Source organism: Streptosporangium sp. NBC_01755 (assembly GCF_035917995.1).
In the GTDB taxonomy this organism is placed as follows: Bacteria; Actinomycetota; Actinomycetes; order Streptosporangiales; family Streptosporangiaceae; genus Streptosporangium.
This window is the reverse complement of record NZ_CP109131.1, coordinates 4,855,714-4,868,752: the sequence shown is the minus strand read 5'-3', so window position 1 is coordinate 4,868,752 and position 13,039 is coordinate 4,855,714. Positions and strand designations below refer to the sequence as shown.

The following is a 13,039-nucleotide window of genomic DNA, read 5'->3' as shown; positions in this document are numbered from 1 at the left end:
GCCCGCCAGATCGCCCGAAGGCCCCCGCGAAGCCGCGGGGGCCCGATGAACCTCAGCCGCAGGTATCAGTAACGGTAGTGCTCGGGCTTGTAGGGACCCTCGACGTCCACGCCGATGTATTCGGCCTGGGCCTTGGTGAGCTTGGTGAGCTTCACCCCCAGGGCGTCGAGGTGGAGGCGGGCGACCTTCTCGTCCAGGTGCTTGGGCAGCACGTAGACGCCGATCGGGTATTCGTCGGTCTTGGTGAACAGCTCGATCTGCGCGATCACCTGGTTGGTGAAGGAGTTGGACATGACGAACGAGGGGTGGCCGGTGGCGCAGCCCAGGTTCATCAGGCGTCCCTCGGCGAGCACGATGATCTGCTTGCCGTCGGGGAAGCGCCAGGTGTGGACCTGTGGCTTGATCTCGGTCTTCTCGATGCCGGGAATCCTGGCCAGGCCGGCCATGTCGATCTCGTTGTCGAAGTGACCGATGTTGGACACGATCGCGTTGTGCTTCATCTGGGCCATGTGGTCGGCCGTGATGATGTTGAAGTTGCCGGTCGTGGTGACGAAGATGTCGGCGAGGCCGACGACCTCGTCCAGCGTGGTGACCTGGAAACCATCCATGGCGGCCTGAAGCGCGCAGATCGGGTCGATCTCGGTGACGATGACCCGGGCCCCCTGGCCCTTGAGCGCCTCGGCGCAGCCCTTGCCGACGTCACCGTAGCCGGCGATGACCGCCACCTTGCCGCCGATCAGCACGTCGGCTGCACGGTTGAGGCCGTCGAGCACCGAGTGCCGGCAGCCGTACTTGTTGTCGAACTTGGACTTGGTCACCGAGTCGTTGACGTTGATCGCCGGGAAGAGCAGCGTGCCGGCCTTGAACATCTCGTACAGGCGGTGCACACCGGTGGTGGTCTCCTCGGTGACACCCTTGATGCGCGAGGCGACCTGGGTCCAGTGGCCCTCGTCGGTGACCGTGCGGCGGAGCAGGTCGAGGATGATGCCCCACTCCTCCGGGTCGTCCTCTCCCGCGCTGGGCACGGCGCCGGCCTTCTCGTACTCGGCACCCTTGTGGACGAGCAGGGTGGCGTCGCCGCCGTCGTCGAGGATCATGTTGGGGCCGTCACCGCCGGGCCATGCCAAGGCCTGCTCGGTGCACCACCAGTACTCCTCGAGGGTCTCGCCCTTCCAGGCGAAGACCGGGACACCCTTGGGGTCCTCGGGGGTGCCTTCGGGGCCGACGACCACGGCGGCGGCGGCGTGGTCCTGGGTGGAGAAGATGTTGCAGCTGACCCAGCGAACCTCCGCACCGAGCGCGACCAGGGTCTCGATGAGCACGGCGGTCTGGATGGTCATGTGCAGCGAGCCCATGATCTTCGCACCGGCCAGCGGCCGGGCCTGGGCGTACTCCTCGCGGACGGTCATCAGACCCGGCATCTCGTGCTCGGCGAGCTGGATCTCCTTGCGCCCGAAGGCCGCAAGGGAAAGGTCGGCGACCTTGAAGTCCATGTGTGGTTACCCCTCTGGTTGATGGGCGGCCGCTGCCTCACACCCTCGCCGATCGCGCTCGTCTCGCGACCGTGCTTCGCTCTCGGGCCGGGCTCACCGCTCCACCGGAAAAGTCGACGATTGCGAGTTTAGGCGGCTGGAGAGACTCCGCGCACCCACTGAGCGGGTAACCTGACACAAGAATGTAAGATTTCCCGGAAATCCTCAGAGAGGGGCGGCGATGCGGATCACCGAGGCCGCCAGGAGACTGGGCATGTCCCCCCGGATGCTCCGCTACCGCGAGGCGCTCGGCCTGCTCCCGGAGATCAGGGGCCAGGGCGCGCACCGGCGGTTCGGCCCCGAGGAGCTCTCCGCCGTCGCTCAGGGCGTCGAGCTGGAGAAACGGTTCGACATCTCCCCCGCCGAGCTGGCCTTCGCGCTGCGAACGCTGAGCGAGCCCGCGGTCGCCCAGGCCGTACGGGACCTGGGGCTGCGGATCGGCCGGCTCCAGGCACCCCGCAGGGCCCTGGACTTCGAGAAGGAGAAGGCGCTGCGACTGCTCCAGCACCGCACCCAGCGGTGACGCCGCGCATCCCATTCCCTCCAAGGGGCACGAAGCACGGCTCGTTGTCCCCGCCGAGCCCTATCCTCGACCGTATGCGTTGGCGAGAGGTCGAAGCCCTTCCAGAGCTCAACGGTGGCGTCGCGGCGATCCTCGCGTCGGCCGACGCTCTGAAGGGCGCCTGGAAGGACTGGCTGAAGCATGCCCCGGAAGAGGAGTTCCGTCAGGCTCGACGCCGCAGCCTGCGCAGGCACGCCATCGAGACCGGCATCATCGAGCGTCTCTACGACGTCGACTGGGGTGTGACACTCGCTCTGGTCGCAGAAGGGCTGACGCAGGAGGTGGCCGCCAGAGAGGGCGGCATCAGCGATGACACGCTCGCGGTCATCCGCTCGCAGTACGACGCCCTGGAATTCCTCGCCGACGCCGCCAGGGGAGGCAGGGACCTGAGCGTGCACTTCGTGAGAGAGTTGCACCAGGCCATCGCCCGAAGGCAGAACGTCTACGGCGCCACCGACACATTGGGCCGTACATTCGACGCTCCCCTTCGGCACGGAGAGTGGAAGAAGCACCCCAACCACGTCATGCGTCCAGACGGCACGTTGTTGGAGTACACCCCGCCGGAGCACGTGCAGGCCCAGATGGACCATCTGATCACGCTCTACCGGACAATGGAGCGGGTCCACCCCATCGTCAAGGCCGCGTGGCTGCATCACCGCTTCATCTGCGTTCATCCTTTCGAGGACGGCAACGGCAGGGTCGCCCGAGCTCTGACCCTGCTGGTTCTCCTGCGGGACGACTACGCCCCCCTTGTCGTGGATCGATCCCAGCGGGCCAGATACATCGACGCGCTGGACCAGGCGAACGATGGCGACCTGGCGCCTTTGGTCCGGCTCTTCGCCCGGCTGGAGATCAGCGCGCTTCGGTTCGAGTTGGAGGCTCCCGCCGTGCTCCGGGAGGCCGCGAGCGGGGCGGCGGAGGTGGCACGCGCGCACGTCGACCGGCTCCGGGCGAATCTTTCCAAGGACGTCACGAACCGCGCGGTTCCCGCCGTCCACCTGGCCGACTCACTTCAGACCAAAATCATCCATTACCTGCGAAAGCAGGGGGACGCCCTGCGTGACGCCTTCTCGGCCATCGCCCCGGAGACACTCGTTCTCGTCGAGCAGGCTCAGCCACCGAATCAGCGCTCTCTCCTCAGGAGAGACCACTTTCGGAGCATGGCGAGCGGTGCGGGATTCCGGCCCAACCTGACCGAAGGCGTCTGGTGGGGACAGCTCTATATCGAGATCATGGAATACGTGCTGCATTTCGACACCGCCATCATCAAGGCCGGGGCTGCGGAGACGGGAGCCCTCGTCTTCACCGTCTCGGCCGCCGTGTCACCACCCGGGGAGCCCGAGAGGACGGAGCCCCCGGGACCGGTCTGGGTCTGCCATCCGACGCCGGACGACAGCGTGACACTGGTCTTCAGCGACACACCCGACGCGCGCTGGTCCGAGATCACCGAGGTCATCGACCAGGTGCTGACCGCGGCCGTCGATCAGTTGGGTCAGCAGCTCGGCTGATCCTCCCGGGAGGTGGTCCGGAGCCTGTCACAGCCCCGGACCACCCGGTGAGGCTCAGACTGAGCCGTTGACGCCGGCTCTGTCCAGGTCGGGCTCCAGGTAGATGACCCGGGCCTCGGGGACGGCGTCGCGGATGCGCTGCTCGGCCTCGTCGATGCCCCTGGCCACATCCGCGGCCGTGTCGTCGTGCGCCACCGCGATCTTGGCGGCGACCAGGATCTCCTCCGGGCCCAGGTGGAGCGTGCGCATATGGATGACCCGGGTCACCTCGGGAGCGCTCTCCAGGGCCTGCGCGATGCGCACCTCGACCTCGGGGCCCGCGCCCTCGCCGATCAGCAGCGACTTGGTCTCGATCGCCAGCACGACCGCGATGACGGCGAGCAGGACACCGATCATCAGGGTGCCGATGCCGTCCCAGACGGGGTCGCCGGTCACCACGGCCATCGTCACGCCGAAGAGCGCGAAGATCAGGCCGAGCAGCGCGCCCAGGTCCTCAAGCACGATCACCGGCAGCTCGGGCGACTTGGAGCGGCGGATGAACTGCACCCACGACTGGTCTCCCCGGACGTGGTTGGACTCGATGATCGCCGTCCTGAACGAGAACGACTCGGCGATGATCGCGAAGATCAGCACGCCGAAGGCCCAGATCGGGGACTTGAGCTCCTCAGGAGCGGAGATCTTGTGCCAGCCCTCGTAGAGCGAGAACACCGCGCCGATGGTGAACAGCACGACCGCGACCACGAACGCGTAGAAGTAGCGTTCCCGGCCGTACCCGAACGGGTGCTGCGGCGTGCGCGCGCGCTGCGCGCGCTTCCCGCCTAGCAGCAGCAACGCCTGATTACCCGAGTCGGCCACCGAGTGGACCCCCTCGGCCAGCATGGATGACGACCCCGTGAAGAAGGCCGCCACGAATTTGGCCACCGCGATCGCCAGGTTGGCGGCCAATGCCGCGATGATTGCCTTGGTACCGCCGCCCGCGCTCACGGCAGCCTCCGCTCAGCTCATTTGCTCCGGTAAAGACGAGACATGATCCTATTGCGAAATCCTCGCCTTGACTTCTGTGATCGCCGACACAGGGGTCGGATCGATCCCGTACCCGAGAGCGAGGTACGTACTTGCGAAGTCTCCGAGTGCGATCAGCGCGGCGAGCCGCTCCAGCGGGTGCTCCCCCTCGGCGACGATCTGTGTGACCGGAACACCGCGGCTCTCCGCCAGGCGCACCGACGCCTCCCGGTGCCGTACGACCCGGGGGTGCTCCTCCACGTCGCGCAGCACGAACAGCCGGAGCGACCTGCCGCTCTCGTCGGCGAAGATGTCGCGGTGGGCGAGCGGGCCGTCGAGGGCGACCACCTGGTTGTGGTCGACCTCGGGGAGTTCTCCCCACATCGCCGGATATTTACCGTTCGTATTGAGCTGACAGGCCCACCAGTGGGCCGCGACGGCCGCCACCGGGGAGGACCCCCAGATCATCGGCACGGTCTCGGCGATCTCCATCGCGAGCGACTTGCCCGGATTGATGAACGACTCGCTCGTCGGACGGCAGCGGTGTGCGAGGTCCTCAAGGCGCTTGGCCACCCCCTCGAACACCTGCTCATCCGCCTCCTCGACCAGGCCGAGCTCGGCGGCGGCGACGACCAGCGGAACCGATAGCGCCCACACCTCGGCACGCGGCCGGCCGCCGTCCGTGACGGGCACGAACGGCGCCCCCGCCTGCCTGGCGATCGCGTGGAGCGGCGAATCGGGTGCGCCGACGGCGAGCAGGCGGCAACCGCGGCGGACGGCCTCGGCGGCCACCGTGAGCGTCTCCTCGGTCCTGCCCGAGCGCGACACCGCGATCACCAGGTCGGTCGCGCCGATCCAGCCGGGCAGCCGGTAGGACCTGACCGTCACGATCGGCAGCGGGGCACCGTGACCGCACACCACGTTGAGAATGTCACCGGCGATGCCCGAAGCGCCCACACCGGCGACCACGACCGCCCGGGGCCGGCCGTCCCTCGCGAGCGAGGACAGGCCGGACTCCATGGCAGCCCGGTGAGAGGTACGGACCTGCGCGGCCGAGTCGGCCACCGCCCGCAGCATGTCCGACGGGTCATACTCGGCCAGCCGTTTCCGATCGTCGAGCAGATCGGGCTCCCAATTCACGACTTCCGGGCCTCGTCGACCAGCAGGACCGGGATGTCGTCCCGGACCGGGTAGACCAGGCCACAGGAGACGGAGGTGCAGAACAGCTCGTCCACCTCGGGCTCGGCTCGCAGGGGAGACTTGCACTTGGGGCAGGCCAGGATCTCCAGCAACCAGTCGTCGATCTTCACTCGTTCAGCTCCTCACGACAGCAAGGACCTCGTCCCTGATCGCTGCCATCTGCATCTCGTCTGCCGCCTCGGCGTTCAGCCTGAGCAGCGGCTCGGTGTTGGACGGACGGAGGTTGAACCACCATCCTGAGCCGGAGACGGTCAGGCCGTCCAGCTCGTCGAAGGTAACGCCGTCGCGGGCCGCGAACGTCTCGCGAACCCGCTCCGTCGCCGCTGCCTGGTCGGCGACCGTACTGTTGATCTCTCCGGAGGCCGCATAGCGGGTGTATTCGGTCAGGATCTCCGAGAGCGGCTTCTCCTGCTCGCCCAGCGCGGCCAGCACGTGCAGCGCGGCCAGCATGCCGGAGTCGGCGAACCAGAAGTCCCCGAAGTAGTAGTGGGCGGAGTGCTCGCCGCCGAAGACCGCGCCGGTCTCGGCCATCTCGGCCTTGATGAACGAGTGACCCACCCGGGTACGGACCGGCCGGCCACCGTGCTCGGCGACGATCTCCGGAACGCCCATGGAGGTGATCAGGTTATGGATGATCACAGCGCCGGGGTGCTTACCCAGTTCGCGGGCGGCGACCAGCGCGGTGATCGTGGACGGGGAGACCGATTCGCCTCGCTCGTCGACGACCCAGCAGCGGTCGGCGTCGCCGTCGAAGGCCAGCCCGATGTCGGCGCCCACATCGAGCACCGCCTTCTGCAGGTCGCGCAGGTTGTCCGGCTCGATGGGGTTGGCCTCGTGGTTGGGGAAGGTGCCGTCGAGCTCGAAGTAGAGGGCGGTCAGCTCGATGGGCAGCCCCTCGAACACGGTCGGGACCGTGTACCCGCCCATCCCGTTCCCGGCGTCGACCACGACCCGCAGCGGCCGGATGCCGGAAAGATCGACCAGGCCGCGCAGGTGGTCGGCGTAGCCGCGCAGCAGGTCGCGCTCGGAGAGCGTCCCGCCCCCCTCGCCGCCGAGAGCGCCCGACGCCAGGATCGCGGTGGCCCGGTCACGGATCTCGACGAGTCCGGTGTCGCCGCCGACCGGCACCGCGCCGGCCCTGCACATCTTCATGCCGTTGTAGCGGGCCGGGTTGTGGCTGGCCGTGAACATCACCCCGGGCAGGCCGAGACTGCCGCTCGCGTAGTAGAGCAGGTCCGTGGACCCCAGCCCCGCGCAGATCACGTCGGCCCCCCGCGAGGTGGCCCCCCTGGTGAAGGCCGCCGCCAGGGGCGCCGACGACTCGCGCATGTCATGTGCCACCACGACGGTCCCGGCCCCGGTCACTTCCACGAAGGCCGCGCCGACCGCCTCGGCGGTCTCCTCGTCGAGCTCGTCCGGCACGACGCCACGAACGTCGTACGCTTTGAAGATCTTGACAAGGTCGCCCACTTCAGCTCCGCCCTTTGCGTCGTGTCCGCTGCCTCCAGCCTAGGCCCTGTCCCCTGGATCTTTTGCCCACAGCGGCCGGTCAAACGGCGCCTCACCGCGCCAAGGACCCACTGGGCAGTGCCCGGCAGGGTCAGCGGTCGCGCTGGGGCTGAGCGGAGCGAAGCACCCGCAGATGACCTCGGCGTCCGACCTCGACGCCCTGGCCGACCGGCTCGGTACCGCCGCTGGGGGCGGGTCTGGCGGCCTCGCGGACCGCGTTGGCGAGGGCCTCCAGGTCGTCCGTACTCGGTGTGGCGCCGTCGGTCGGCAGGCGGACCACCTCCCAGCCGCGGGGGGCGGTGAGCCGCTCGGCGTGCTCGGCACACAGGTCGTAGCAGTGCGGCTCGGCGTACGTAGCCAAGGGCCCGAGAACAGCGGTCGAATCGGCGTAGACGTACGTGAGCGTGAAAACGGCAGGCTGACTGCACGCGGTGCGGGAACAGCGGCGGACGGGGCTCACGGTGGGACCGTATCCGGTAAGCGTCCGGGGCGCCACTATCTGAGCGCTCTTAACGAGCGTGTCGCCACAATTCGGACACGTGTCCCGGCTTCCACCCGCCTGTATGGCTACGCCCCTCCTCCGCACTCCCGCCGTGCGACCTATCTCGCTCGCATACCCGGTACGCCACCTTCCGTCCTCCGCACCCCCGCCGTGCGACCTATCTCGCCCACGTAACCGGTACGCCACCTTCCGTCATCGGCACTCCCGCCCCCGCTCGGGTCACGTCTAAGCTGGGGCCGTGAGCCCGGCACCCGGCAGACCTCGTTCTCCTCGCAGACGCGACAGGCACGGCCGCGGCCTGCGCGGTCCGCTCGCGCCCTCGCACGTGCCGATCGCCAAGTCCCGCAGCGAGCGGTTCGACGATCTCGTCCTGGACGCCGTCGACCGGCTCAAGCCCCGCTGGGCCAAGCAGCTGGCGGCCGTGGAGTTCGCGGTCGAGGAGGTCCCTCCGGTCAGCGAGCTGGGCGACGGCCCCGGGCTGCTGACCGGCGAGCCGATCCCGTTCGGGCGGGCCGAGCCCGCCGACGGGAGTCACCCGGCCGTTGTGATCATTTACCGTCGCCCCCTGGAGAGCCGGTCCCGCGACCGTGACCACCTGGGCGCGATGGTGCACGAGGCGGTGGTCGAGCAGGTCGCGGGTCTTCTCGGGCTCTCTCCTGAATCGATCGACCCCGGCTTCGACGACCACGACTGATCCACCGTCCCAGCGCCCCCGGCCACCCGTCTCACCGGTCGCGACCTGCCTGCCACGATCTGCCTGCCGCGACCCGCAACGCCACGCCTCGGAGCGGGGTCTCAGGGCAGGACCGTCGCGGCGGACTCGGCGATCGGCGGGATCAGCGCCCACATCCGGGCGGCGGCCAGTGGCTGCACGGTCAGCGCCGGCCCGCCCTTCCGCCGCTCGTCCATGACGCGCCCGCCGTAGACCGGCCCCGAGCCGGGCAGCGGCTGCACGACCACCGCGAAGACCCCGTCCACCTTGGGCAGCTTGACCTGCTTGGTACGCGAGGCGGAGATGTCCACCTGGAACGGCTCGTGCGGCTCGCCCTTGCGCGGAACCACCTGCACGCTCACCTTGCCCGCCGTGTCCGGCGCGGTCAGCAGCAGCCGGGAGGTCGCCTTGCCTCCCGTCCGGTTGTCGGCGACGACGCTTCCCAGATCGACGGGATCCGCCCCGGCGGTGAAGGCCACGTCGACCTTCGCGCCGGTACCCGTGGCGACGAGCCCCGCGACGATCGGGGTTTCCGAGGTGAGCACCAGCGCGGACGGCTGGCCGCCGACCCCGGTGGACACATCGAGGGTGGCGACGGAACCGGCGGGCACCTCGACGAACTCGCTGCCCTTGAGCGCGTACGTCCCGTCGGGGGTGAGTGCCCTGACCTCGACCAGCGTGTCGGCCTCGGCGTCGGAGGCGACGAGCAGCTCACGTTTCCCGCCGCCGCCGGGGATGCCCGGCACGACGACGCGGGTGGCGGGGGCCGTGGAGGCCGGCAACCAGTCGACGCCGCGCCCGCCGTTCATGATCGCCCTGGCCGCGGCGGTGACCCGCCCGGAGCTGGTGCGCACCTGGATCGCCAGGACGAGTGCCGAGGGCGCGAGATCCACGACCTTGACCGCACGGCTCGCACCGGGTTTCAGGGTGAGCACTCCGCCGCTGTCGGCCACCACGGGCCCCTCGCCCGAGTAGACCATGATCTCCGCGATGGCTGGGGCGAGGTCGGCGTTGGTCAGGTAGAGCGTGACGTCGGCCGCGGCCGGCCCCGGGCCGACCAGCCAGGTGCTCGCCACCGGCTCGGTGCAGCGCACCCCGGCCAGCCCCCGCTGCCTGCCCGACTTCTCCCCGCGGGTCTGCGCCACCTCCAGCCCCGCCGCCATGCTCCCGGTGGCCGTGATGACAAGGGGCGGTGACGAGGCGGGGACCTTCTCGTGCCAGAGACGGCCGGGGGTGTCGAGGGTGGCGAGGGTCTTGTCGCCGGTGACGAGGGCCGCGACCCCCTGCTCCCGGCTGCCCGGCGGGGCCACCACGCCGACCGAGGTGTCGCCCGGCGACGGGCAGACCGTCGTCACCGAGGCGACCGGGACCTTCTGAACCTGTGGCGCGGGGGTGGCGACCGCCTGCGGCTGGGTGGCGGAGGCCACCCCGTACAGGGCGAGCAGGGCCACCAGGACCAGCACCAGCAGGCTGAACCGATTCTCGATCAGGGATTTCACCGGCCGGCCAGCTCTCTACGGGAATCGGGCAGGTCCTGTGGTGCGGCGGGCTGGTCGGGCTCGGTACGCGAGCCGGGCGCTGCCAGGACCGAGACGACCAGCACCAGCGCGGCCTGGATCCAGAGCCAGCGGCTGTGCCAGGGGTCGCCGGGCGGGGTGACGGGAACGGCGATCGGCTGGGTCAGCCGCCACACGCCGACCGAGCGGGACAGGCTCATCCTCGCCAGCGAGGGCTGTGAGTCGAGGGCGGCGCTGACCTCCGCGTCGACGGGCGCGGTCACCACGACGAACCGGACGCCGTGGGCCGCCAGCACCCGGGCGTCGTCACCGCCCCTGCCGGACACCAGCCCGGCCGCGGCGATGCGGACCCGCTCCCTGGGACCCTCGGGCGTGGGGATGTCGGCCTCGCCGATCACCGGGGTGCGCCCGCGCAGCACCGTGAAGAGCAGGCCGTTCGGCGAGGTGCGCAGCAGCAGGGTCCGCTCGCCACCGGCGGAGTTGTCCGCCGCGAGGGCGGGCATGACATCGCGTACGGTTCCGCGGATCGGGCCGTCCACGCCCTCGACGATCCACATGCCCGCGGCGAGCAGCGGCGTGGAGAACGCGACCAGCACGACCCCGAGCGCGGCGAGCCTGCGCAGCCCGCCGGCCGCCCGGAACTCCACGACCCGGTCGGAGGTGAGCGCGGCCACCACGAGCATGCCGGTGGCCGCGAAGGCCAGTGGCACGCCCGGCCACGCGGGGGCCTCGACGTCGCCGTTGACCGAGGTGACGGGGGTCCTGCTGACCAGGATGGCCACCAGCACCCCGAAGAGGGCGACGCCCCAGCCGACCGCGATGACCATCCGGTTGCGGCGCATCAGCAGCGCGAACAGGCAGGCGGCGATGAGGCCACCGGTCACCCAGAGTGGCGGCATGCCGGGGCCGCCCGGGCTGAGCAGCAGCAACGACAGCGCGGGCAGTCCGGGGTCGACCAGCGCGGGCTGGTGCAGCCCGGCCTCCAGTAGCAGCCGCCTGGGATCCGCGACCATCTGGGCCAGCCAGGGGAACAGCAGGACCACGGGCACGGTGAACGCCACGAGCATCGAGACGGCGACGCCCCTGCGCGGGAAGGCCAGTGCCGCCAGCGCGCCGAGGATCGCGGTCAGCGGGTAGACCAGCGGGGCGAAGGCGGTGCCGACGGCCAGCAGGAGCCCCAGCCCCCAGGCTGCGCGGCGGGCACGGCGCCGTTCCCCGGTGAGCACCGTGGTGGCGAGCGCCGCGTAGACGGGAAGCAGCACGAAGACCACCGCGGTGCCGAGCCGGCCTGCGGCGACCGCGCCGGTGGCCACCGGCAGGAGGGCGTAGGAGGAGGCCAGCCAGACCCGGGTCCAGTGGCCCGGGATCATCGACCGGGTGGCCGCGTACGCGGAGATCCCCGCCAGCGGCACGCAGCCGAGCAGCAGCAGCGAGACCGCGAGCCACGTCTTGCCAAACAGCACAGTGGAGAGCACGGCCAGCACCGCCACGTACGGCGGAGCCCACGCGTCGGTGCCCAGGCCCGTCTGGTGGCGGCTCTCGAGGTAGAGATCCCACAGGTCGGAGGCCCCGCCGATCACCGGGACGAGCGCGCCGCCGCCCAGCCTGGCGCCGCCGGTCAGGGCGCGCTCGGCGACCAGCGTGACCGCCGCGAGCGCCAGGAAGAGCAGGACACCCGGGTTACCGAAGAGGCGCTGCGTCATGCCGGCGTCGGTGAGCAGCTCCTCGCCGTCCTCCTGCGAGTGCGGCGAGGCGGCCATCGCGTGGTGGCGCCCCGCGGACTCCACGAACCCGCCCCCGGCCAGGTAGTTCTGGGCCCGGTCGACGAGCCGCCGATAGCCGGCACCGGGCGGGGTGAGCAACCGGCTGATCGCCGCGTACCCCTGCCTGCGCCCCTTGGCCCGTGCCCGCCGAGCCTTGACCATCCGAATGGGATGGCCGAACACCGAGCCGAACGCGAGAAACTCGTCCAGCGCGTTGGCGGGCTGCTTGGCCACGAGGAACAGCAGCGTGCGGAAGATCGACCCGAACGCGTTACGTACCAGCGCCCACAGCAGCGGCCTCAGCGGCAGGTTCGCCATGACGACGAAGAGGGCGTTACGCCGGTCCAGGCGGCGGGGGTGGTCACCGCTGGCGGTGATGCGGCGACGCCGTCTGGCGGCGGCCTCGGCGTGCCAGGCGACCGCCCGGGTGACGTTCTGCACGCGGTATCCGGCGGCCCTGACCCGCCAGCACAGGTCGAGGTCGTCACGGAAGAGCGGCAGAGCGGGGTCGAGGCCGCCGACCTCGTCCCAGACGTCCCTGCGGATCAGCATGCCCGCGGTGGAGACCGAGAGCACGTCCCTGATCCCGTCGTACTGCCCCTGGTCGAACTCGCGGGCCTCCAGCTCGGTGTTCCTGCGGCCGGTGCGGTCGACGGTGACGCCGACCTCCAACAGGATCCGCCGGTCCAGCCAGTCCCGCAGCATGGGGCCGAGCACCACCGCCTTGGGATCCGCCTCGGCGGCCTCCAGCAGGATCCGCAGGGCGTGGACGTCCGGCGCGCAGTCGTCGTGCAGCAGCCAGATCCACTCCTGCCCCCCACCGGGACCGAGCCTGTCGAGCACCTCGGCGACGGCCTCACCGAAACCGGTCGAGCGCGGCAGGGTGAGTACGGCCCTGGAGCCGAGAGCTCCGGTCAGCAGCGCGGCGCTGCCGTCCCTGCTGCCGTTGTCGACCCCGACGACCCGGTCCGCGGGACGGGTCTGCCGGAGCAGGGCTTCCAGGGTCTCCCCCAGCCAGCGGGAGCCGTCGTGGGAGACGACGATCGCGGTGACCGTGTGGTGGGGACGGTGGGGGCGCTGGGAGTCGGTGATGGACATACGTCCCGTGTTCAGGAGGTGGTAGTGATCGGCGCGACAACGATACGACACCCTGTGTTGGACTATGTCTTATACCTGGTCGCGCAACCGAAAAAGGGTCACGTGACCGATGGTCACGTGACCCCGTGGACATA

11 protein-coding genes are annotated in these 13,039 nt (G+C 70.2%); 3 read left to right on the top strand and 8 right to left on the bottom strand.

The window, feature by feature from the left end; all coding sequences use genetic code 11:
- Positions 1–65: 65 nt before the first annotated feature.
- Positions 66–1,493, bottom strand: a complete 1,428-nt coding sequence (gene ahcY / locus OG884_RS23365; RefSeq protein WP_326636148.1) for an adenosylhomocysteinase — start codon at positions 1,491–1,493, stop codon at positions 66–68.
- 220 nt (positions 1,494–1,713) lie between these two features.
- Here ahcY and OG884_RS23360 point away from each other — a divergent pair, with 220 nt between their 5' ends.
- Together OG884_RS23360 and OG884_RS23355 are read left to right on the top strand one after the other, a co-directional pair.
- Positions 1,714–2,055, top strand: coding sequence for a MerR family DNA-binding transcriptional regulator (locus tag OG884_RS23360; RefSeq protein ID WP_326636146.1), 342 nt, complete (start codon positions 1,714–1,716; stop codon positions 2,053–2,055).
- Between the two features lie 74 nt (positions 2,056–2,129).
- Positions 2,130–3,602, top strand: coding sequence for a Fic family protein (locus OG884_RS23355; protein WP_326636144.1), 1,473 nt, complete (start codon positions 2,130–2,132; stop codon positions 3,600–3,602).
- Positions 3,603–3,656: 54 nt separating this feature from the next.
- Here the strand turns inward: OG884_RS23355 and OG884_RS23350 are convergent, their stop codons facing one another.
- The 5 genes from OG884_RS23350 to OG884_RS23330 all read right to left on the bottom strand — a co-directional run bounded on the left by OG884_RS23350 (position 3,657) and on the right by OG884_RS23330 (position 7,773).
- Positions 3,657–4,586 carry a cation diffusion facilitator family transporter gene (locus tag OG884_RS23350; protein ID WP_326636142.1) on the bottom strand — a complete coding sequence of 310 codons (930 nt, stop codon included), beginning with the start codon at positions 4,584–4,586 and terminating at the stop codon, positions 3,657–3,659.
- A gap of 48 nt (positions 4,587–4,634) precedes the next feature.
- Positions 4,635–5,744, bottom strand: coding sequence for an SIS domain-containing protein (locus OG884_RS23345; RefSeq protein WP_326636140.1), 1,110 nt, complete (start codon positions 5,742–5,744; stop codon positions 4,635–4,637).
- Complete coding sequence (locus OG884_RS23340; RefSeq protein ID WP_326636138.1) at positions 5,741–5,914, bottom strand: Trm112 family protein; 174 nt, start codon at positions 5,912–5,914, stop codon at positions 5,741–5,743. Before OG884_RS23340 ends, OG884_RS23345 begins: the two co-directional genes overlap by 4 nt.
- A gap of 4 nt (positions 5,915–5,918) precedes the next feature.
- Positions 5,919–7,274, bottom strand: a complete 1,356-nt coding sequence (locus tag OG884_RS23335) for a phosphomannomutase/phosphoglucomutase (RefSeq protein ID WP_326636136.1) — start codon at positions 7,272–7,274, stop codon at positions 5,919–5,921.
- A gap of 130 nt (positions 7,275–7,404) precedes the next feature.
- Positions 7,405–7,773 carry a DUF3499 domain-containing protein gene (locus OG884_RS23330; protein ID WP_030907363.1) on the bottom strand — a complete coding sequence of 123 codons (369 nt, stop codon included), beginning with the start codon at positions 7,771–7,773 and terminating at the stop codon, positions 7,405–7,407.
- 280 nt (positions 7,774–8,053) lie between these two features.
- Between OG884_RS23330 and OG884_RS23325 the strand changes: the two genes are divergently transcribed.
- On the top strand, positions 8,054–8,509 hold the full coding sequence (locus OG884_RS23325; protein ID WP_326636133.1) for a metallopeptidase family protein: 456 nt from the start codon (positions 8,054–8,056) through the stop codon (positions 8,507–8,509).
- A 101-nt stretch (positions 8,510–8,610) separates the two neighbouring features.
- Here the strand turns inward: OG884_RS23325 and OG884_RS23320 are convergent, their stop codons facing one another.
- Both OG884_RS23320 and OG884_RS23315 read right to left on the bottom strand, forming a co-directional pair.
- The gene (locus OG884_RS23320) at positions 8,611–10,026 is read right to left on the bottom strand and encodes a DUF5719 family protein (RefSeq protein WP_326636131.1); all 1,416 of its coding nucleotides are present in this window, start codon (positions 10,024–10,026) and stop codon (positions 8,611–8,613) included.
- Complete coding sequence (locus OG884_RS23315) at positions 10,023–12,905, bottom strand: glycosyltransferase family 2 protein (RefSeq protein WP_326636130.1); 2,883 nt, start codon at positions 12,903–12,905, stop codon at positions 10,023–10,025. The genes OG884_RS23320 and OG884_RS23315 overlap by 4 nt, the downstream gene beginning before the upstream one ends.
- Positions 12,906–13,039 lie beyond the last annotated feature (134 nt).

Bases quoted from the DNA above. Each gene is read 5' to 3' on its own strand.
- ahcY (WP_326636148.1), bottom strand. From the start codon at position 1,493: ATGGACTTCAAGGTCGCCGACCTTTCCCTTGCGGCCTTCGGGCGCAAG.
- OG884_RS23360 (WP_326636146.1), top strand. From the start codon at position 1,714: ATGCGGATCACCGAGGCCGCCAGGAGACTGGGCATGTCCCCCCGGATG.
- OG884_RS23355 (WP_326636144.1), top strand. From the start codon at position 2,130: ATGCGTTGGCGAGAGGTCGAAGCCCTTCCAGAGCTCAACGGTGGCGTC.
- OG884_RS23315 (WP_326636130.1), bottom strand. From the start codon at position 12,905: ATGTCCATCACCGACTCCCAGCGCCCCCACCGTCCCCACCACACGGTC.